The following is a 19,603-nucleotide window of genomic DNA, read 5'->3' as shown; positions in this document are numbered from 1 at the left end:
CCTTAGTTGGTTACTGGCAAAACTGCCGGATTAAAATTGTTTTCAGTAATGTAGTAATATATTTTGCCGTTAGATAAAAACTGCTGCTCTATCTGTGTTGCTCTCTTAATTTGCTGAACGGATTGATTTAATAATTTAATATAATTTTCAAACTGATCTAATGGCATTTTAGAAGTGCTCTTTAAATCATTCACTTTATATTTAGCTAAAAATTCATTATTCAGTGGTAATCCTGTTACTAATTTAATGTAGTCTGCAAGTGTCATCGCTTTTATTGTACCCGAAGAAACCTTCATTCCCAATAATTGCTTTGGCATTTTAACATAATTTTTAACCAGCTTACTTCTAAAAGATGATTGATCTGCCTGCAGGTTTTCGCCTAGCATAATCGAAAAAACATCAAGAATTTGCTTGTATTCCATATTATTTAATACAATGGCATATTGCAAAGCAGATCGGTTATTTTTCACCACATCAGCAGATAAGTTTGCTGTACTATAGTATTTAAAGGCGTTATGCGGCATCCGGTCTGCTACTTCTGCACCAACTGGCGGCGGCAACAGACTTTCCACATCAGCTGAAAGATTTTTACGAGAAATACCTGTTAAACGAAATGCGCTATCTAATGAACTAATCTGATTCACAATATCCATGTTGGTTTCTTTAACAAAACGGCGCAGAGCAATCGTCATACTTTGGTTTGAGTTTACAGATCCTTTAGTTGGGAAAACAACTCCGCCCTGGATCAAACTATTTTTAGGGTAATCCAAATAGTAAGAAATAGAATCCTGAAGGCTGGTGTTGTACGGCTGGAAGCTTTTTAAACCTTCTCCTTTAACCATGGTATTTTTTCTATACTCAGCAGAACGGATGGCTGATTCTGAAACCAGTTTACGAGATTGAATTACAAAATTGTTAAATGATTGATTGAAATCACTATATACCTGAAGTGCTAAAATACGGGCATCTGCAAGGGCAACCTGCTCACTCAATTCATTAATCGAATAATTATTAGTGCCACCTATGTTGCCGGTACTACCTACCAGAATGATGAGATTGGTTTCATTCTTTTTAGCTTTGAAAAGATTTAACCCGGTCTTTAAAGCATCAAAAACTGGTCCTTCTGCAACTTCTCCATTACACCTTAAAGTATTTTTAGCCTGATTGGATAAAAAGCTCATTAATTTCCGGTAATCATTCTGAATCGGACTCACAAAGATTCCCTGAAGTGCACAACCGGCTTCACCGCGGTATACCACTCCACCATAACTTACATTTGCGCCTTTACCAAAATCACCCATCGTATTCTCAAATGAAGCAATGGTGTTAGTCATTCCGGAAAGATATTTGGTCATTGAGCTTCCGCCATCAACTACGAATAATACATTGATTTTATTTTTGTTTTTTCGAAGTTTTAAATAGTCCTGATAAGAAAGCGAGGAGCCATTAATGGTTAAAAGTTTATTGTCTTTCTTATTATAAACATCAGCTGCTATGCCTACAGCGTAATTATTAGCGTCATCAGTAATAACAGGCACACTTTTTAAAATCAAATTTTCTTTTGGCAGTAATGGATCTACAACGAAAGCTGTTCCTTTATCCATTCCGTTTTTAATGGCAGTTGCTGTAGAATCGTCGCTATCTTCATAACCTGGTTTAGCTGAAGTAATATACAGGCGATCTCCCCAATTATGAACTGCTTCAGATGAGACCCATCCATAAATACTTTTTAAGGCTGTATCTGCTACCAGCTGATCATCAGAACCAATTAAATATTTTTTCCCGTCTTCAGATTTTTTATAGATATAAGCAATTTCGTGCAATCTTACTTTTGTACGTCTGTCTTTAAGTTCAGGCGTATTATAAACTAAAATAGAATCAGTGGTATCAAAGTAGAATTTTGGTTCTGTTAAGGCATTCTTACCATTTACAATACCAATTGCTTTTTCTGCATAACCTGTTTTCTGGTTCGAGAATGCCCGTTGCCATAAAAGCAATTTAGACTTTGCAATCCAACCGTAACTGATGGCACTTTTTTTATCGTTAATTTTCCTACCCCTGATCATGCCCGCCTTATACTTAATTAGCTTCAAATAACCATTTTCTTCTTTTGAAACATAAAATGGTTCCATAAAACCTATTTTTTTCATAATCAGGCTACCGCCTGGAGCAGTAGTGGTATAATTATCTTCCCGATCAGAAAAAACAATCCAGGGTAAACTACTGCTGCTTGTATTTTCGTTTACGTTAATGGTTTCTGCAGGTCTTTCATATGCTTTGGGCATGTATTTTACTCTTTTGCCAAACGCCGCCGGAGATTGCGCCTGAGCAAATGATATTCCTAATAAAAGGATGGATAAGGCATAATATTTTTTCATAATTGATGTAGATGAGCTTTAGAGGTTAAGATGTTAATCTATTTGGTTTTATCAGTAGCGGCATCAGTTGTAGCTGTAGCTGCTGGTTGAACGGTTCCTGAATGTTGCTTAATATTTAATAAACTGGCACAGGTAGAGTTTGGCTTAATGGTTAATTGTGCTTCATCTACTGCAATTTCACCCCCAAAGGTGAGGCCCATACAATATGAATAAATATCAGTCTGTTTCTTCTTTCCATTCATTTCAACATTAACCGTTACCTTTTCATTATTGCACATGTATTTGTTGATCAGATAATAATAGTTGGAATTAAAATCTGCACCATTGGCTATGGCCTGCAAACGAGCCCTGATATCATCAATAGTTTTACGTTCACCATCTCCTGGTGCTACAAAATCATCAACAATTTCTGCATTGGGATCAGTAATTAATATGGTTAAATAAGCCGGTTTACGGGCTTTATCTGACCGTAAGCGAACTACATATTTTCCTGGAGCACGGTAAGTGTACAAAGCTGTTTTGCCTTTAACATCTACCCTTCCGGTTTCTCCGAAAGACCACTCGAAATCTTTTCCTTCTCCATCTCCTTCTAATCTGATTTCTTCATTAACCAAACCAGCTGTTGGCCCGCTAATGGTGAGCACACTATCTACTACCGCAGCTTTTACAGTGTCTCTTACTGTAATTGGAAATTCCTGGCGCAGCTCTCCATCTACTGTTAGGCGTACGATGTAAGTATCAGGTTTTGTGTAATGATATGATCCAGTTTTTGTAGTGGCTCTTTCGCCATTACCAAATTCCCATAACCACTTTTTTGCTTTGGGCGTATTATCGGTAAAAACTAAATCTTCATTTAAATAAATCTCATCTTTTAAAATTCTCGCATCAATGGTTCGTTTTTCGAACAATGAACTCTTAAATAAAAAGATAAGGCCTGTTAAGAGCAATACAGCTAATAAGATGTATAAAATAACATAGCCCTGCGAATTTGAATTAACTTGCTTGGTGTTTGAGTCAGACATAGGTAGCGTTGTTTTTTTGGAGGTTTAGAGGTTTTTATCTTGCTGAAATGGTTTGTTGCAATTGGCGTCTGTTAGTTATGCAGTCGTCTAATTGTCTTTTATGTAATTCAATATCTGATATATTTCTATTTTGTTCTTGTCGGTCATAAAAAAGCCTGTCGTATAATTGTGCCGTTTGAACAAAAATTTTATATCTGGAATCTGAAGCCTTTCGGTCAAATGCCGATTTAATAGACCCTAATGATAATTGAATATCATTCTTTAAGAAAACAGCCTGAACATTAGGGTTATAGCGTGTAATTTGTTTGAAAGTGGTATCAATGGTTGGTTTGGTTTCTTTTACCATATTTTCAAACACTTCATTTTCACTGATTTTAACTTCGAGTTCTTCTTTTGAAATCTCATATCTTGATTTGTTGCTATAGAAAATCCCAAAACTTAAAAGTCCTACGGTAAAAACAAACAATGCTGTAAAGAACAAAAACTGTTCACGCCTTTCTTTTATGCTTAATTTTATCATCGGTATAAATTATCGGCCGTATCGCCCGTTTCTGATTTTATTTGCTGCAGACTTGTTGGCCAGCTGGCATTCGTTTATTTGCTCCTTATAACGTTGTATATCACCACGTGATTGAATAAGTGAATCCTGCAAATCAGCCATTGCGCCTACATTGTTGTTTAGTTTTCCATACAAATCAAAACTCGGGCTTTGTTCACTCTTTCTGGAAATCAGGTCTTTAATCCGGTTATTGGCTGTTTGAATGTCTCCCAACAGAATAGCTTGCTTACTCATTTCATTGGCATTGTATTCACGGTATTGAGCAAGTTCTTTAAAACGAACCAAAATCAGGTCGAAATTGGTATTAATGTCTTTTCTTAAATAAGATAGTTTTTCAGTTTCCTTTACTTTTTTATCCAGCAAAGCATATTCATAATCAGAAGCTGCAAAAAAAAGGAAAATACAGAAAATGGAGAAAATGGTTAGAAACAAAAAACTCAGGATAAATTTCATATAAGAATTCCTGATTTCGATGGCGTTAATGGGCTTCATATAGCTTTAATGTATCACTTAGTATAGGGCACAATAATTAATCTGACAATCAACATCACCTAAAATCACACAAGCTTCTTCAAACTAACTTTGCAAATAACAATTTTTTATATTTTGTGTTTGATTATAAAAACGATTATTTTAAATTACTTTTAACAAACTTTAAGCCAATTTTATATGTCTGAATTTTTTTTCAATAAACCCTTCAGATTTAACTCCCTATTTCTAGGTAGTGGTTTTCAATCCACTGATCTTGGTAAATCTATATCGAACCACATCGAATTGATTATTTTTACACGTTATGGAGAACACCGTTTCCGTAATGATTTTGGATGTGAAATATGGGACCTTGATTTTGAGTTAATTGTTAGTGAAAGCCTCTGGGAGGAAAAATTCCGCAAATCATTGCTAAAATCGATCACCGATTATGAATTTAGAATCGATCATATTGCAGTAGAAGTACGCATCACTGAGGTAGAAAATGTGTACCCTTTACGCAAAATAACCGAGATCAAAAAAAAGGTAGATATCACTGTTAGGGCACAAATAAAAACCACTGGAGAGAAATATTTTTTTAATACGGCTTTATTTCTCAGCCCACTTTCAACCTAATCTAAAAACGACTCATTTATCCTACACATGAAACCAGTTTTTTATTCATCAAAAGATGAAATCCGAAATAGAATATTTAAGAACGCAGAAGATTTCTGGAATATTAAAGACAGTAATGATTTTGATCCGCTGGTAAAATTAATTATTGAAGCCTTAAGCAACGAACTTTTTAATGTTGCCAACGATGTTAAAAATTTAGAAAACAGAATTTTCGACAAAATCAGCAGGATATTGGCTCCTGATCACCTTACATCATCCTTACCTGCTCATGCAATTATGCATGCCAGACCTATTGAAGAGGAAGATTACCTTTCACCATATACTGAATTTGCCTTTAAAAAGAGTATTCAGCAAGAAAATGATAAAGCAAAAAAAACAGATATTTTCTTCAGCCCTTTGCACAATGTAAAGGTTCATAATGCCGCAATCAAATATATTGCAACCGGCAATACACTGTTTAATATTGAAGAAAGCAGCAAACAACCTGTTTTAAATACGCTTCCAGGATTTTATGTGGAAAAGAATACGATGTATATAGGTTTTAGCGGAATCAGAAACTGGATGGATTTTAATAAGCTGAATTTATTCTTCGACTGGAAGAATTATTCAGTGCCTGAAAACACGTACGACTTGCTCTCACTTGGAAAATGGTTCTATAAGGATAATGAACTTGCAGCTTATACGGAAAGGTTTATGGATGAACCTTTAACTGGTAAAATTGAAGCTCCTTTCCATCACAAGCAACTGCTTAACCTGATTAAGGCTGATGTTTTACAGTTTTACAGCAACAGATTTCTAACGTTAGGGGATTTAAACGATTTCAATATTGATGATCAGCAGGAATTACCTGAAGGTTTGGCTAACATTTTCCAGCCTGCTGGTTTAAATCAGATAAGTAAAAATATTAAATGGCTGAAAGTAGTTTTTCCAGCGGCGATTAACCAGGAAATGCTTAACGAACTTCATGTTTACATCAATGCCTTCCCTGTGGTTAATAAAAGATTAAGCCAGATTAAACACCGGCTTAAAACCATGAATAACATTATCCCAATTAAAACAGAAGCTCTGGATCAAATGCTTGCGGTAGAAAACCTAAAGGATAATCATGGACATAGTTATAATGAAATTCCTTTTACCAACGAGAATGAGAAAGGTGATGGTTCCTTTTCAATCAGATATGGGGGTACTGAGCGTTTTGATACGAGAAATGCGAAAGAATTGGTGGACTATCTTTTTGAATTACTGAGGGATGAAAAAGCGGCTTTCTCTGCCTATGGCCCCGATTTTTTAAGCACTATACTTAAAAACCTAGAGCAAAACATTGCACTTATAGAGCAAAAAAGCCGATCAGCGTTAAAAGATATTAAAGAACTGCCAAGTTATATTCTATTAAAACCGATTGATGATGCCGATATTTTATTTGTAGATATTTGGGTTACACAAGCCGAAGAAGCCAACCATATAAATGCTGGTAGCAAATTAGTGGTTTATGAAAACAATAAAGTTAATCCTGAAAGTATCTTTTTTTTGAGCCAAACAAAAGGGGGGCGTACGAAACTTAACGCCACCAATAGGGTACAGGCGTATAAATATGGTTTAACTACAGCAGACCGGATTATTACCAAAGCAGATGTGCTTAACTTTTGCCGTTACGAATTAGGGCAGAAGCTGAACGGCATTACTTTGGCCAAAGGGGTTATGATGGATAATAAACCAAATGCAGGTTTTATTAAAACAACCGATATTATTATTGAGCCGGCAGAAAATTTAAAACTAACTGTGGAGGATTGGGAAGAATTATTGAGTTTAACCCTGGCCAAATTAAAACTTAGAAGTACCATGAACATCCATTACCGGATGTTTTTAAAACCATCTGTTTACAAAGTGGTATAATAGCCTTACTGAAATAAAAAACTAAATATAAACGGTATAACCCAGATAGGCACTTTCGCCACCATCTGTTAATAAGGTTTCCTGAAAGTCTGTTGCGGTAAGTAATTCAACACTAATTTCGGCATCCAAAGGCATGAGGTAGCTAATGGCCATATCTAAAATTGCCCTGTTTGGCTGGCCGGGAATAAATTTAATTAACTCCTGTGGCGTGGTTGGCCCTATATTAATATGATAGGCTTCATTATCAGGGATAAAACTATCTCCAATGATGGTATCAATGCCCAAAGCGCTGCCACCTAACTGCATCTGCATATCGTCGGCAATTTTTACAGGACTCACATTCACCGTAGTATTTACCAACAAAATAGGCAAGTTAAACAGGGCGGTGAGTACTTTTGAAACAAAGTCTATATCGTTTCTTTTTTGCTGAATTTCTGGTAACAGATGCATCCAGATGATGCTTTGCTCTTTATTCAACAGGTTAAATTCATCCCAGCCAAATTCGAAGATCTGACTTAAATCAGCGTAAGTGGTTTTTTTATCAAGCTTATTTTCATAAAGCTCAGTCATTATCCTTACATGATTAATTTCTGCATCAAAGGGTGTAAAAAATAACCGGGCATTTTTTTCTTCCTCTCTCCTATCCTTAATATCTTTAATCATGGATTCTTCATCCATCCCTGCACTTCCGGTTGGTGGCCGATGAAACAGCCCTTCCGGTAGCATGTCGTATAAACTCTCACGATTGGTACTGATCCGGATACGTTTTTGCCTCCTTCTTTCAGAGTAATAGATTTCACTACTTTCTATATCTTTAGCAAAGGCACGTTTATCTGGTCCGTTTGGAATGATTTCAATTTGATCGGCATCAATGATGTTTCTTTCTATTAAATCAGCAGCATGTGCTATTGCTTTATAATCTGTAAAGAGTTCGTTATGAACCAAGGTTTCTTTTTTCATCTAAACTTTAAGCTTGATTATTTGTTAAGGTTAAATTTATATTATAGAAAAAAATAGGATAACAATCAAATACTAAAGATACTATATTTGTAACACATCACATCTAAAAAAATTAATGGACGTTCAATCATTTTTTATTCGCTATCTTTTATTTCCGCTGATCTTTATTGTATCAGCAAGTGTACTTTCCATCATCAATAAAAAGAACCAGTTTCTTAACAACAAAAGACTTATTATAAGTGTTCTGCTGATTGGAATTATTTTAGCCATCCCAGGATTTTTAGGATTTTTAAATTTTAATTTTATGCCATGGGGCTACATCATTTGTTGTATTTACTACCTTTTAACCGGGTCTGTTTTTGTATACCTGCTCACCAAACATTACGCTACAGAACTATTGGAGCGTAAAGTATTTATCTTTTTTGCCACTTTAATTTCGGCGCTGTTATCAGTTTATTTGTTTCAACTGGCTTTTAATTGGTTAAGTAATGTTCATTTTGGCTGGTGGGGCGCCGGCAGTATTGCCTGGTTTTTTGTACCGCTTATGTTTTGGTGGGCTTATGTGGCATTGCTCAGCATCCCTTCAGAAATTTATAAGATCTGGAAATACCCTGCAACACCTTTAGATATTAACATGGACCATGTAGATTTTAATAAGCTTTTGGTTTTGGAACTGGAACTTTATAAAAAAAGCAGTGACCCAGAGCCACTAAAGGTAAAAGTTAAAGCCCCTGAAAACATGAATTTTGGTATCTGGTTCCATAAATTTATTGATGATTACAACCTAAAATTTGCCAAAAACCCGGTAGAATTCAGAGATGAAGACCAGGACGGTTACAGATGGATTTTCTTTATTAAAACATCATTTTTTAAACGGAATATTTTTATAGATCCTGATTTAGATATCACAGAAAATGGCATCTCAGAAAAAATGACTATTTATGCCAAACGTGTATCTGAAAACGTTAATAAACCTAACGAAGTAGGAGAAAGTGCTATCTTTATCTAACCTCTAAAAACATTTACTATGATTAAGCCGCTAAAATATAAATCGATCAACTGGGTTAATGGAATGAAACTATCCAGTAATCATTTTACTGCTAATGATCTTTATTTACAGGATTTTGTAAGGGATGCCATATCGCTTAATATCCATAATGCTAACTATGGTTTCTTACCTCCTGTAGTTGGATACAATAATTCTCATGATATTGAAATCGTTGAAAAGGCAACCAATCATATCGAAGTAAAAGTAAGATATTGTAATGCCATCACGCCAGAGGGTTGCCATATTGATATCTTACAAAATGATAGTATGGATAACCTGACACATAGCCATTATTTCGGCCAATCAGAACCACGCAATTATTATATTTTATTAGTTGTAAATCCTTTTAACAGAGTCCCTGCTGGCACACCAGATCCTGAAGAGAGCCCTTTACGCTACCCTGAACTGGCTAAAGCTTACAGTATTGTAGTTCTTCCTGAAAATGAAATTGCAAGCCAGTTACCAGACAATTACTTTTTAACCATCGGACAGGTTTACCATGAAAACGGAAGAATTACCATCAATAAAAACTATATCCCACCGAGTTCTACCATTACCAGTCACCCGGCATTAATCCGTTATTACGAAAATTTTAACAGTTTACTTAATGATTTACAGCTGGCCTCTTTTAAGATTATTGATAAAACCGGAGGAAGGGATAACATCACACCTTTAGGTAAAAACATCAGGTTGATTTCTGAAAAGATCGTCGATTTTATTGCCAGGATTTTTTACGAATATAGAAATGTTGCCTACAAAGAATCGCCAACTGTTTTAGTGGGGTATTTTTCCAGCCTGGCTCACATCTTTTTTACGGCCATTAAATTAATAGATTCAAAAGAAAGAGAAGAATTATTAAAGTATTTCTATGAATGGAAAGACGTAACTCCAGGTAATTTTGAAGAGTTATTGGCTAAAACAATAGAAATAGTTTACGACCATAAACAGATTAACCAATCTATGGTAACTATCTATGATTTTTTAAGTGTATTGGTTGCACTTTGGAATAAACTTAGCGGACTGGAATACATTGGTCAGCGCAAGGAAAACATTGTGGTTGCTGAACAACAGGTTGTACAACAGGTGCAGGCCAGAAAAACCTGGACACTTTTAGATTAAGGCAAGCAGCAAAAGAAAGCAGATACCGATCAATATTACAGTAATGAGAAAATTTGGTTAAACTTAAATTACTCTTAATACGCTTAATATTGATCGGTTTTTTAGTTCAGTATCATTTTGTCTGCCTGACCTATCCCTATGTTGGAAGCCTATTCCTAATCTTCCTCTTCAATGCGTATTATTTATTTGTTTCCACAAAATGAGTATCGCTTTAAAAAATCATTTCACCCTTCCATTTTTACCATTTACCCCCGTTAATCAGACTTAAATATATGTATATTTGATTACAAGATAAGCTGATTAAATATCTTTTACATGTAATTATTTATTGAGATCATTATCTAACTATTTTTTTGTGGATCTCAGCAATGGCTTGCCATGGCAAATTTTGCAATCCGTTTTTGAGTATTTTAAAATTTCTACACAAGCTTTATGAAAACAAATAAACAGCTTATTTACAATTAATAATATTCAAACTTAGAGGAAGGAGGATACAGACAATAGCAAAAATTATTACCTTAAAAATTAACCAAATATCAACCTAAAAACAAAGAAATGAGTAATCAAAAAACATTCAAATCAATGGCATTATTGGTTTGCTTATCTATGGCATTTTTATCATGCAAAAAGGAAAAAGAAATTGAGACAGAAACAGGAAGCGTAAAAGCCTGGGAGACTTTAATCGACGGCGATTCTTTTGCCAGTTATGGTAACTTCGAAGCAAAATGGAATTATAATTATCCATGGGGTACTGATCATAATGGATCAGCACGTATGGTTGGAAGCGCTACCAATCACAACCAGATTTCATTAAGTGGAAGTGAAATGACCATCACAGCCACCAGATTGGCCAGTTCGCCAGGAAACAGCACAGCAAATGGTTTTACCAATGTAGCCATTTGGTATAATTCAGGCGCTTGTTATGCCAAGCAACAGGTACTAATTAATGATCAATTTCCAAGCTATACCATTTCCGGAGATTTTGCTGTACCCACATCAAGAGGAACCTGGCCTGCATTCTGGATCACTGGTGTTAATTCATGGCCACCTGAAAGTGACATTATGGAATTTAAAGGAAGTGCTACCAACTGGCAAAACACTTACGATGGTGGCTGGGAAAATAAATTAACGAATGTTGCCAATGCGGGCTCCTACCATAATTACAAATGTTGGTATAACAAAATCAACGCAACTGATGTAGAATGCCATTATTATATTGATAATACCTGGGTAGCGAGGCATGTGATGAGCAATTCTGTTAACAAACCTATGTGGCTCATTATTAATATGCAAATGGAACGCGATAGTGGTTCTCCGGGCCCAAATGGGAATACATTATATCACATCAAAAATGTATATATGGGTAGAGATAGAGCCTTTTAACCAAGTTTAATTAGCAGGCTCCCTCTAAAGGAATTGAAGTAATCTAGATTTAAAATGAAATGATATGGAGGTAGTGTTAGGACTACCTCCAATTTATATAAACGAAAAGGCTTCCAGAAATGAAACTCATCATTACGTGCATTCTTTCCTGTGTTTTATTGATGAGATGTAAGAAAGATGAAATGATGCCGCCGCAGCAAGATTTTCATCTGTTACTGGAAAAAATTAATTCATTGAGGCAGTCTGGCTGTAACTGCGGAACCGATTACATGCCGCCTGTAGCACCATTATCTTTAAACGTCCAATTAGAAAATGCTGCAATGGCACACGCAAAAGATATGGATCTGCGTAATTATTTTGCTCATATATCACCTGAAGGTACCAACCCTGAAGAGCGGGCGATAAGAGCTGGCTATAAAGGCATTGTTAAAGGTGAAAATTTAGGCAAAGGATATCTTCATTCAGACGAGGTAATTAACGCCTGGAAAAACAGTGTAAGCCATTGCAAAGCGATGATGGATGCCAATAGTAATGAAGCTGGTATTGGCTTCAGCCAGAATTACTGGGCGATATCATTTGGAGTTTCATTATAATATTTAAGCTATTTTGTTTGTTTGATGAATTACAATTTCTGTTGTTAGTTCACTTGATTTGGCCACAAAATTTAAAAGATATTCTTGTTGATTATGGAGATCCAAACCGGCCTGATCGGCCCACTCTTCATGAAAAATAAATAGATCAAGACTGGTATCTTCATGTAAATCATACTGAATACAAGCTTTCTCTTTTCTGGATTGTACAACCATGTTGAGCAAGATTTTACTCAATTCTTCTTTTGCTTCTGGCTTACTCTTAACGATTGCTGTCAGATAAATGCTCATATATTTCTGTGTTTAAAAATGTTTCTTTTAAATGTAATTTGTAAAGTGCTAAATCCCTAACAACGTTTATATTTTTTTCAACATCATGAAAATGTATGCCATTTAAACGCTCCATTCCGGTAAAAGCATTCATCCGGTGAAAGCCGAATAACGGACCATCATCCACACTGGTTTGCATGAAAAATTCTCCAGGTAAAGTAAAAGCTTCTACAGGAGCATTCCATGATGAAGTTACCATATATTTTCTTCCATGCAACATACCACCTGTACCGTAATTCCTGGTCGGGTTCTCTGCTTTACGGCCATCACTTATATAGATCCCAGTTTTGTGCCCTTCTGTAAAAACCACATCGATATATTGTTTAAATCCATGAGGCAGCTGAAACCACCAGATGGGTGTGTGATAAATTACCACATCAGCCCAAACATATTTAGCCACTTCTTTTTTCGGGTTATAGCTTTCGTTTATATCGGTTGTTTTAACTTCAAAATCAGGAAACTCTGTAAAGAAATCAGCTGTTGCTGCTGCTAGGGTTTCATTAAATTTCCCACCTGAATGGCCAAATTTCTGACCTCCGTTAATGATAAATATTTTTGTCATTTTTTTTATCTCTTTTGATGCCCAAAATTACCACAGACTCTTCTATTATTAAAACAAGTTAATTCATAGCTTTGTATCAGAATTATAATACTATGGTTAATCTGGAATGGTACAGAAGTTTTAAAGCGATTTACAAAACAGGAACACTGACTGGTGCGGCAGAAAGTTTATTTATTTCACAGCCGGGCGTAAGTCTGCACTTAAGTTCACTTGAAAGCTATGTTGGATATAAGTTGTTTGAAAGAACCGGAAGAAAAATGGTTCCTACAGAAAAAGGAAAAATACTTTACAATTTCGTCGTAGAACCATTATCAAAATTAGAGGATGCCGAAAAACACTTTCAAAAAAGTACTGAGAAGCATACGCCTACAATAAGCGTGGGGATGTGTTTTGAAACTTTTCAAATTACCCTAGAGCAATACATCTCTACTTTACCTTTTAACGTGATTATCCGGTTTGGCGAATATCCTGAGATGCTTGATCAGTTAGATAAAGGCATCCTGGATTTAATTATTACTCCACAGAAAGGAAATTCACCTAATATCATGCATGAAGCTTTTTCATCTGAAACCATTGTATTGGTTGGCGGAGCGAATACTGATGATGATCAGTTTAATGCAGTAATTAAAAAGAATGATTTGTCAGCAATAGAAATTTGGCTTAAGGAGCAAAAGTGGTATGGTACCGCAGGCGACATGGAGCATTTGTTGCGTTTTTGGCAATTAAACTTTGGTAAACATGCTGACTTTAGACCCAATTATATTGTACCAAACTTAAATTCCATTCTAAGATGTTTATCTGGGGGAAAGGGCCTGGCCATTATTCCAGATTTTCTTTGCAAAAAAGAAATAGAGGAAGGTAAAATTAAAGTGGTTTGGGAAGGAAAGGAAAAGCTTAAAAACATCCTGTATTTTGGCACCAGAAAGAAAAACCAGTACACTACAGAAATTGACTTAATCAAAAAGTTGTTTAAATAAGTGATGGTGAGTGTTTAAAAAAACGCTTTGAAACAAAAAATGGACGGGAATAAAATTAGAAATTGTAAAAACAGGATAGTTAACAGGTTGCAAACTGTATATCCTACGGAGCACCCGCGTCACAGGGGCTGCTAAGCTGACTTGCGAAGAAAGTTGGCATAAATTTCAACAAAGAAAATGCAACTGGTGCAATTGTATTAAGCCGTGCCGACATGAAAAATTTGATGGGTGGACTTGAAGATAGTGCAATGCCATGCGATAAGGTTGTTTGTCAAGCAGATAGCTATAGCTGGTGCTGTGATACTTATGGCGTTTGTGTTTCGAGAGACGGCGAAAAATGCTAATATAAAATCCTAGTTAATATTGAGTGACTTCAAAGCCACTTAATATTATTACATTTAAAAATGATAAAAAAAATTGTTTTCACATTCTTAGGACTGATTCCATTTATAGGAAACGCACAAAATGCAGATGTTTTTGATTTTCAGATCGAGGGTAAGATAAACATGGACACAGGGACTGTAAATATTGAAATGGATGAAAACAAAGCTCTTTACCCTAATGATTCTCAAAATTTTGTTGTAAAAATTAAAGACGGAAAGTTCATCGCCTTTGGCAAAACTAAATATCCCATATGGCTATCCTTTCGTGTTGGCGCTCGGTATACCTCCAAGGGCACAGCGATCATGCCAGGAAAACAGAGAATCTCACTAAATGTAGATTCCAACAACAATAAGCCTGAAAATAATAATTTAGTAATGTTAGATGAAAAGAAATATAATGATTTTATGAAAAATGCTTTGTTAAAAACACAGCTATATAGAAATCATTATGACAGTCTAAAGAATATTTATCATGAAAAATTCCCTGAACAAATTGAATATTTAAATAGGATTGAATTGAAAGAATCCTATGCAGTAAACGACACAGCGTTGCTTCAATTCGTAAAGGCTAATCCAAATTCATATTACGGTATACTGAAACTTTATCATCTGGTCGATTTCGGGTACAATCAAACTTTGGGAAAAGTTTACGATAGCTTCTCAAGCCGCCTTAAAAATTCCATATATGGAGAACTTCTGTTAGAAAAAATAGCTATAGCTAAACAGATTTCCGTAGGTTCTAAACTGCCAGTTCTTATTGTTAAAGATCAATCTGGAGCAATATTTGACATTAAGGCCTACTCTAAAAAGAAGTTTATTCTTATTGATCTTTGGTATAGCCACTGTGCGCCGTGTATCGCTCAATTTAGTGATATGAAAAATATTTATAAACAATTTTCAGACAAAGGGTTTGAGATTTTGGCTATTTCAACTGACAAAGAAAAATACATAGCAGATTGGAAAAGTGCAATAGTAAAATACGAATTACCATGGCCACAATATCTTGACCTAAACGGTATTGTAGCACATAGTTTTAATATCAGAATATATCCTTCAAATTTGTTGATAAATCAAAAAGGAGAAATAATAGCAACAGATCTTTCTCCTGCTGAATTGAATCACTTTTTAGGTGAAAGATTATAACAATTTCAACTTAAAAAGGATCAAGCGGCGTAAGAGATATAAAATTCTTCCTTTTTAGACTATCTAAAATTTATGCATAGATCATCAGCCCCCCCAACTTTTCCGCTTGATCCCAACTTTTCCGCTTGATCCTTTAAAAATACTAATTTCTTTGAAACAAAAAAGCCTCAACTTTTTCAAGTTAAGGCTTTTGTTGCGGAATGGACGGGACTCGAACTATCCGACGTAAATATCTATTTAACAATAAGTTAAAAATTACAAAATATAATGCGCTCTAAATGCACACCAATAAATCTATTCAAGAACAACAATTTTATATTCAAATATATAAATAATTTAGTAAAACCATTTCTTGCCCTCTGTTTGCTAGACTTTTTAAAAACTCTTTTCGTTTCAAAAATCATTCGTTTTATGAAATTACATTTCTTTTATCAAAGATTATGGTTTATCTTAAACAGTCAAAATTGCTGCAATAATGAAGTCCTCAATCATAAATTTATATATAGAAAACGGGTTGTCTGGTATTGAGTTACATAAGACAATTGAAAAAGAGGTAGCTGAATATTGTGAATCAATGGCAAAAATAGGTTCTACCTTAAACCTATATTTTTCAGAGGATGAAACAATCTATTTTGATAGGCTTGCGATTGTTAAACTATTAGGCGAAGTCATAAATGGAAATTTGTCTCCTCAAGTATTAGCCTATATATGCGATTGTTTTACTTTAGGCGATAGAATAGAATATCAAAATGAGCTAATTAAAGATGTAATTTTTCAGATTGCAGGCCCTGAAATCAATGGTGGTTTTAAATCAGACAGTGAATTACAAGAACATCTTCAAAAGATTGTTACTGGCGATTAATTATCTAGTGATATACTTTCCTTTTTTTGAGACTGCTTCATTAGCCACTATTATATATAATTCCTAATTTGCTTACTTAAAACAGATTACTGTTAAACCTTCATGTTAATGTTGAATTGACCTATACGTCTGTTCTGCTTATATCAAAAAACCTATCGAAGTAAGCCTTCAGCTTTTCCAAAACAGTTTCTTTCTTCTTCATCAAGTCGCCTGTGGGAGAAAATCGGGAAACGGGCGGTAAGATTTTTGCGAAGGCAGTTCCAGCGGACTGGATCTCACCGTTCTTGAAAGAGTTACTGATAAAAGTTTTCGTTTCTTCTTCTTTTAGTTTTTCCTCAATGACGATTTTTTCAAGTTCTGCTTTTTTCTCTTCTTCAACATAACTAGTCCATTCGTCGTCTACATTAGACGTTGGCGTAAGGGAAGCGACAAACTTTTCAATGAGTTCTTTTTTATTTCGCAAATCAACACTTGAATCAATGGCTTTGCTGATGTTGACAACAATTTCTTTGTCCTCTAAATGACTCTCGTGGTACTTGCGGATGAGCATCAGGATGTAATCAATATTGATTTCAACTTGCTTGATCAATTCCATCTCAAATTCAATGTCGTCATTTACGTTTTCACGATCATCACCGCCTTGTGTTCTAAACTCGTTGTATAAATGGATATACATTCCGTGGTAGTCTTGGAAATCCCTGTCGCTGAGAACTTCATTGCCCTCAAATTCGTCAAAAGATTTTAGAATATTCATCAGTTTTAGAATGGCGCCATACAAACGAATGAAGTCTTTCTTATCCTCTTCACCTGTTACAGCAGTTCCAATTGGGAATTTGTCCAGCAGTTCATTTACCAAATCGTAGTAACCTACAACATCCTTCTTGCCGTCATTATATCCGTAATAATATTCATCAAAGGTTTTTAAGAGTACAATTCCCCCAGCTTCTTTGTTTCCAAACAGCGCCAAACTTTGGTTTGTAGCTTCTTCCAAGTTTCGAAAACAAACGATATTTCCAAAGGTTTTAATAGAATTTAAAATTCGGTTAGTTCTGGAGTATGCCTGTAACAAACCATGCATTTTCAGATTTTTATCCACCCAAAGCGTGTTTAAGGTTGTTGCATCAAAACCTGTTAAAAACATATTCACCACAATCAGAAGATCAATCTCACGATTTTTCATCCTTAGAGAAACATCTTTATAATAGTTTTGAAATTTCTCTGGTGAAGTATCATATGTTGTTTTAAAATCTATATTATAATCCCGTATAGCATTGTCCAGAAAATCTCTGTGACTTGCACTCAAATCCTCGGTGGATTCTGAATTTTCATCTTCTACACCATCGTCTTCCGGATCATTTTGTCCGAAACTAAAGATGGTAGCAATTTTGAGTTTTCTCAGCTCAGGAACATCTTTTTGCTGGCGTTTAAATTCTTCATAATACAACTTAGCAGCATCAATTGAAGATACAGCGAAGATAGAATTGAAACCGCTTCGTCTTATTTTTTCTTTAATTTCCTCTATTTTGTTTCGATCTCTCGCTGAAGCAACTTCATGAACATTTGCTAATGTAGTCATGTAATACGGTTTTGAATTCCGCATGGTTTTCTGATCGAAATGATTTAGAATATAAGCCACTGTATTGGTAAGGCGAACCGGAGAAAGAAGTGCTCGCTCTCTGTCTATATCCCGAACCTGCTGTTCTGTAATGTTTTCTTTTTCTTTCATCGTGCGGATGTAATCTACACGGAAAGGAAGAACGTTTTTATCTGCTATTGCATCTACAACTGTGTAAGTATGAATTGCGGATTGATGATTTTCTTGAGGACAGTTTGTGGGATCACCATGAACGTAGCAACCAAATGCCTGAACGGTTGTTTTCAAATGTGCTTTGCCACCACTGATCGAATTTTTTGCAAAAATTGGAGTTCCTGTAAATCCGAATAAGAAATACTTCTTGAATGTACTGGTAATTGCCTCGTGCATGTCGCCAAATTGCGAACGATGACATTCGTCAAAAATGAAAACAATCGGTTTGTTATATGCTGCGTGGCTTTTTTGTTTTTTGATGAGAATAGATAACTTTTGAATGGTCGTGATAATAATCTTAGCATTAGGATCATCCAACTGTTTTTTCAGAACTGCGGTGTTGGTATTGCTGTTGGCAGCACCTTTCTCAAATTTATCATATTCCTTCATGGTTTGATAATCCAGATCTTTCCGATCGACCACGAAGATTACCTTTTCTATAAAATCAAGCTTGCTGGAGAGCTGTGCAGTTTTAAAAGATGTTAAGGTTTTACCACTTCCTGTTGTATGCCATACAAAACCACCTGCATCAATATTTCCGTACTTTTTGTAATTGTTGGAAACATTGATTTTCTGTAAAATTCTTTCAGTAGCAACAATCTGATACGGACGCATTACCAACAAGAGTTTGTCTGAAGTAAAAACGCAATACTTTGTGAGGATATTAAGAATAGAATGTTTGGCAAAAAAGGTCTTCCCAAAATCCATTAAATCTAAAATTGGTTTATTACTTCCATCTGCCCACCAAGAGGTAAATTCGTAGCTGTTGCTCGTTTTTGATTTCTTGGTTCCCTGCTTTTCCTTTTCTTTAATATGTGTGTAACGTGTTGTATTGCTATAATACTTCGTTAAAGTACCGTTGGAAATAACAAATAGCTGAATGTATTCGTACAAACCACTGTCTGCCCAAAATGATTCTCTGGTGTATCTATCAATTTGATTAAATGCTTCCTGCAGACTTACGCCACGCTTTTTAAGTTCAACATGAACCAATGGTAAACCATTGATCAATATGGTTACATCATAACGGGTAGCACGTTTACCTTCTTCTGTTTCATATTGATTGATAACCTGAAGCTGATTGTTGTGAATGTTTTTTTTATCAATCAAATAAATATTAAGAAGCGAACCATCTTCACAGGTTAAAGCCTGAATATAATCTTCCTGAATGAGACGTGTTTTGTCTTCAATATTACTGTTGGGATTCGCTATTTTACTTTCAAAGAAATACTTCCACTCTTTTTTTGTGAATTGATAATTGTTAAGCTTTTCTAATTGCAAACGTAGATTATTGACTAAATCTTTGTCTGTTCTAATGTTCAAAAAAGTATAAGCCTGTTTTTCTAAAAGCTCAATAAAAACTTTCTCCAATTCTGCTTCAGATTGGTAGGAAGCTTCTTTTTTGTACTCTGATTGATATTTTGCAACAACCGTAGATTCTGTATTTTCGGAAATGAGTTTATAATGGGCCATAGTTTTTAGC

At 35.1% G+C, this 19,603-nt stretch carries 17 protein-coding genes; 9 read left to right on the top strand and 8 right to left on the bottom strand.

Annotated features, from left to right (window positions below; genetic code table 11):
* Positions 1-2 precede the first annotated feature (2 nt).
* Genes tssR through tssO form a run of 4 tightly spaced genes read right to left on the bottom strand, consistent with a single transcriptional unit; the run spans position 3 to position 4,451 of the window.
* Positions 3-2,378 carry a type VI secretion system protein TssR domain-containing protein gene (gene tssR / locus AN34_RS02515; protein ID WP_029281969.1) on the bottom strand — a complete coding sequence of 792 codons (2,376 nt, stop codon included), beginning with the start codon at positions 2,376-2,378 and terminating at the stop codon, positions 3-5.
* Between the two features lie 38 nt (positions 2,379-2,416).
* Positions 2,417-3,400, bottom strand: a complete 984-nt coding sequence (locus AN34_RS02510; protein WP_051666167.1) for a PKD domain-containing protein — start codon at positions 3,398-3,400, stop codon at positions 2,417-2,419.
* 34 nt (positions 3,401-3,434) lie between these two features.
* Positions 3,435-3,920, bottom strand: coding sequence for a type VI secretion system transmembrane protein TssO (locus tag AN34_RS02505; protein ID WP_029281964.1), 486 nt, complete (start codon positions 3,918-3,920; stop codon positions 3,435-3,437).
* Between the two features lie 9 nt (positions 3,921-3,929).
* Entirely contained in the window at positions 3,930-4,451 is a 522-nt protein-coding gene (gene tssO / locus AN34_RS02500; protein ID WP_029281962.1) for a type VI secretion system TssO, read from the bottom strand.
* 177 nt (positions 4,452-4,628) lie between these two features.
* On the opposite strand from tssO, the gene AN34_RS02495 reads away from it, so the two are divergent.
* Together AN34_RS02495 and AN34_RS02490 are read left to right on the top strand one after the other, a co-directional pair.
* On the top strand, positions 4,629-5,063 hold the full coding sequence (locus AN34_RS02495; RefSeq protein WP_029281960.1) for a GPW/gp25 family protein: 435 nt from the start codon (positions 4,629-4,631) through the stop codon (positions 5,061-5,063).
* Between the two features lie 27 nt (positions 5,064-5,090).
* A complete protein-coding gene (locus AN34_RS02490; protein ID WP_029281958.1) occupies positions 5,091-6,956 on the top strand; it encodes a type VI secretion system baseplate subunit TssF in 1,866 nt (621 codons plus the stop codon).
* 21 nt (positions 6,957-6,977) lie between these two features.
* On the opposite strand, the gene AN34_RS02485 is transcribed toward AN34_RS02490, so the two are convergent.
* The gene (locus tag AN34_RS02485) at positions 6,978-7,916 is read right to left on the bottom strand and encodes a type VI secretion system baseplate subunit TssG (RefSeq protein ID WP_029281956.1); all 939 of its coding nucleotides are present in this window, start codon (positions 7,914-7,916) and stop codon (positions 6,978-6,980) included.
* Between the two features lie 115 nt (positions 7,917-8,031).
* Between AN34_RS02485 and AN34_RS02480 the strand changes: the two genes are divergently transcribed.
* The 4 genes from AN34_RS02480 to AN34_RS02465 all read left to right on the top strand — a co-directional run bounded on the left by AN34_RS02480 (position 8,032) and on the right by AN34_RS02465 (position 12,059).
* Entirely contained in the window at positions 8,032-8,925 is an 894-nt protein-coding gene (locus tag AN34_RS02480; RefSeq protein WP_029281953.1) for a TssN family type VI secretion system protein, read from the top strand.
* A gap of 18 nt (positions 8,926-8,943) precedes the next feature.
* Positions 8,944-10,083 carry a hypothetical protein gene (locus AN34_RS02475; RefSeq protein WP_029281951.1) on the top strand — a complete coding sequence of 380 codons (1,140 nt, stop codon included), beginning with the start codon at positions 8,944-8,946 and terminating at the stop codon, positions 10,081-10,083.
* Between the two features lie 555 nt (positions 10,084-10,638).
* The gene (locus AN34_RS02470) at positions 10,639-11,466 is read left to right on the top strand and encodes a glycoside hydrolase (RefSeq protein WP_029281949.1); all 828 of its coding nucleotides are present in this window, start codon (positions 10,639-10,641) and stop codon (positions 11,464-11,466) included.
* A gap of 161 nt (positions 11,467-11,627) precedes the next feature.
* Positions 11,628-12,059, top strand: coding sequence for a CAP domain-containing protein (locus AN34_RS02465; protein WP_197285469.1), 432 nt, complete (start codon positions 11,628-11,630; stop codon positions 12,057-12,059).
* Positions 12,060-12,062: 3 nt separating this feature from the next.
* On the opposite strand, the gene AN34_RS02460 is transcribed toward AN34_RS02465, so the two are convergent.
* Positions 12,063-12,347 (bottom strand): putative quinol monooxygenase, encoded by a 285-nt coding sequence (locus AN34_RS02460; protein ID WP_029281945.1) that lies wholly within the window; start codon positions 12,345-12,347, stop codon positions 12,063-12,065.
* Positions 12,319-12,948 (bottom strand): NAD(P)H-dependent oxidoreductase, encoded by a 630-nt coding sequence (locus tag AN34_RS02455; RefSeq protein WP_029281943.1) that lies wholly within the window; start codon positions 12,946-12,948, stop codon positions 12,319-12,321. Before AN34_RS02455 ends, AN34_RS02460 begins: the two co-directional genes overlap by 29 nt.
* A gap of 92 nt (positions 12,949-13,040) precedes the next feature.
* On the opposite strand from AN34_RS02455, the gene AN34_RS02450 reads away from it, so the two are divergent.
* The 3 genes from AN34_RS02450 to AN34_RS02440 all read left to right on the top strand — a co-directional run bounded on the left by AN34_RS02450 (position 13,041) and on the right by AN34_RS02440 (position 16,313).
* Positions 13,041-13,925 carry a LysR family transcriptional regulator gene (locus AN34_RS02450; protein ID WP_029281941.1) on the top strand — a complete coding sequence of 295 codons (885 nt, stop codon included), beginning with the start codon at positions 13,041-13,043 and terminating at the stop codon, positions 13,923-13,925.
* A gap of 404 nt (positions 13,926-14,329) precedes the next feature.
* Positions 14,330-15,451: a TlpA disulfide reductase family protein gene (locus AN34_RS02445; protein WP_029281939.1), complete on the top strand. Its 1,122-nt coding sequence runs from the start codon at positions 14,330-14,332 to the stop codon at positions 15,449-15,451.
* A gap of 475 nt (positions 15,452-15,926) precedes the next feature.
* A complete protein-coding gene (locus AN34_RS02440) occupies positions 15,927-16,313 on the top strand; it encodes a hypothetical protein (RefSeq protein WP_029281937.1) in 387 nt (128 codons plus the stop codon).
* A gap of 121 nt (positions 16,314-16,434) precedes the next feature.
* Here AN34_RS02440 and AN34_RS02435 read toward each other — a convergent pair whose 3' ends face one another.
* Entirely contained in the window at positions 16,435-19,593 is a 3,159-nt protein-coding gene (locus AN34_RS02435) for a type I restriction endonuclease subunit R (RefSeq protein WP_036676351.1), read from the bottom strand.
* Positions 19,594-19,603 lie beyond the last annotated feature (10 nt).

It is taken from the genome of Pedobacter sp. R20-19 (assembly GCF_000708265.2).
Lineage (GTDB): Bacteria > Bacteroidota > Bacteroidia > Sphingobacteriales > Sphingobacteriaceae > Pedobacter.
Note: the sequence above shows the minus strand (reverse complement) of the source record. Positions and strands in the feature narration are given on the sequence as shown.

Bases quoted from the DNA above. Each gene is read 5' to 3' on its own strand.
- tssR (WP_029281969.1), bottom strand. From the start codon at position 2,378: ATGAAAAAATATTATGCCTTATCCATCCTTTTATTAGGAATATCATTT.
- AN34_RS02510 (WP_051666167.1), bottom strand. From the start codon at position 3,400: ATGTCTGACTCAAACACCAAGCAAGTTAATTCAAATTCGCAGGGCTAT.
- AN34_RS02505 (WP_029281964.1), bottom strand. From the start codon at position 3,920: ATGATAAAATTAAGCATAAAAGAAAGGCGTGAACAGTTTTTGTTCTTT.
- tssO (WP_029281962.1), bottom strand. From the start codon at position 4,451: ATGAAGCCCATTAACGCCATCGAAATCAGGAATTCTTATATGAAATTT.
- AN34_RS02495 (WP_029281960.1), top strand. From the start codon at position 4,629: ATGTCTGAATTTTTTTTCAATAAACCCTTCAGATTTAACTCCCTATTT.
- AN34_RS02490 (WP_029281958.1), top strand. From the start codon at position 5,091: ATGAAACCAGTTTTTTATTCATCAAAAGATGAAATCCGAAATAGAATA.
- AN34_RS02485 (WP_029281956.1), bottom strand. From the start codon at position 7,916: ATGAAAAAAGAAACCTTGGTTCATAACGAACTCTTTACAGATTATAAA.
- AN34_RS02480 (WP_029281953.1), top strand. From the start codon at position 8,032: ATGGACGTTCAATCATTTTTTATTCGCTATCTTTTATTTCCGCTGATC.
- AN34_RS02475 (WP_029281951.1), top strand. From the start codon at position 8,944: ATGATTAAGCCGCTAAAATATAAATCGATCAACTGGGTTAATGGAATG.
- AN34_RS02470 (WP_029281949.1), top strand. From the start codon at position 10,639: ATGAGTAATCAAAAAACATTCAAATCAATGGCATTATTGGTTTGCTTA.
- AN34_RS02465 (WP_197285469.1), top strand. From the start codon at position 11,628: ATGAGATGTAAGAAAGATGAAATGATGCCGCCGCAGCAAGATTTTCAT.
- AN34_RS02460 (WP_029281945.1), bottom strand. From the start codon at position 12,347: ATGAGCATTTATCTGACAGCAATCGTTAAGAGTAAGCCAGAAGCAAAA.
- AN34_RS02455 (WP_029281943.1), bottom strand. From the start codon at position 12,948: ATGACAAAAATATTTATCATTAACGGAGGTCAGAAATTTGGCCATTCA.
- AN34_RS02450 (WP_029281941.1), top strand. From the start codon at position 13,041: ATGGTTAATCTGGAATGGTACAGAAGTTTTAAAGCGATTTACAAAACA.
- AN34_RS02445 (WP_029281939.1), top strand. From the start codon at position 14,330: ATGATAAAAAAAATTGTTTTCACATTCTTAGGACTGATTCCATTTATA.
- AN34_RS02440 (WP_029281937.1), top strand. From the start codon at position 15,927: ATGAAGTCCTCAATCATAAATTTATATATAGAAAACGGGTTGTCTGGT.
- AN34_RS02435 (WP_036676351.1), bottom strand. From the start codon at position 19,593: ATGGCCCATTATAAACTCATTTCCGAAAATACAGAATCTACGGTTGTT.